The sequence below is a fragment of the Salinicola socius genome, assembly GCF_001937195.1.
GTDB classification, from domain to species: domain Bacteria; phylum Pseudomonadota; class Gammaproteobacteria; order Pseudomonadales; family Halomonadaceae; genus Salinicola; species Salinicola socius.
Genome location: NZ_MSDO01000096.1, coordinates 1 through 723 on the forward strand (window position 1 = coordinate 1; position 723 = coordinate 723).

Below are 723 nucleotides of genomic sequence, written 5' to 3' on the forward strand. Positions count from 1 at the left end.
ACTGACCCAGCAACGGACCGGCATCCAGGCTGATCTGCAATGACAGTTCACTCCCACCGAGCTTATCCAACTCCTCCCTAAAGCGTTGGCTATCCTCGACCAATGGCTGATAACGGGCCGCACATCCCTGGCGATCACCAGCACAGGCTTCGATGAGTTCATCTTGCTGGTCCAGGCTGAGCTGTCGATACTTTTCCTGGACCTGATCGCAATCTCCACGCACTTCGCAGTCTTTTGCTTCCTCGACATATTTCGCTACCTGACGGTGCGTCAGGTAGTTATACGCCGTCGCGTTGCCTGCGATCTCAGCGCCCTGCGCCACGTCGCCATCCACCAGCCCCGCCGCCATCAGCCCGGTGAGCTTCGAGGCGGCAACCAGCAGTTGCGGGTCGTTGGCGACCAGCGTATCCAGTTGCTTGACCAGCGCTTCGTTGGCGCCCGCCGCCGCCGCGCCGGTGCTGAAGTCGCCGCCGGTGGCTTCCGCCGCCAGGCCGCCGGCCAGGGCGTGCAGAGCGATCTTGCCGCCCTCGCCGTCGGCCAGAAGCTCGGGGTAGCGCTCTCCCAGGTCGCCGACCTGGTGGAACAGGGTGGCTTCCAGCACGGTGCTGGCCGCCCCTTGCAACGTCTGCCGCAAATGCTCGTCGAACTCGCCGCCGGCGATGGCGGTCTGCAGCCCGGCGTCGACCACGGCCTGCGAGGCGCGCTGGCCGACAAAGCGCCCGG

General features: G+C 65.4%; 1 protein-coding gene. It reads right to left on the bottom strand.

Annotation, left to right across the window (positions count from 1 at the left end):
- On the bottom strand, nt 1-723 hold a 723-nt coding region (locus BTW07_RS19005; RefSeq protein WP_208605453.1), incomplete at both ends, for a DUF637 domain-containing protein.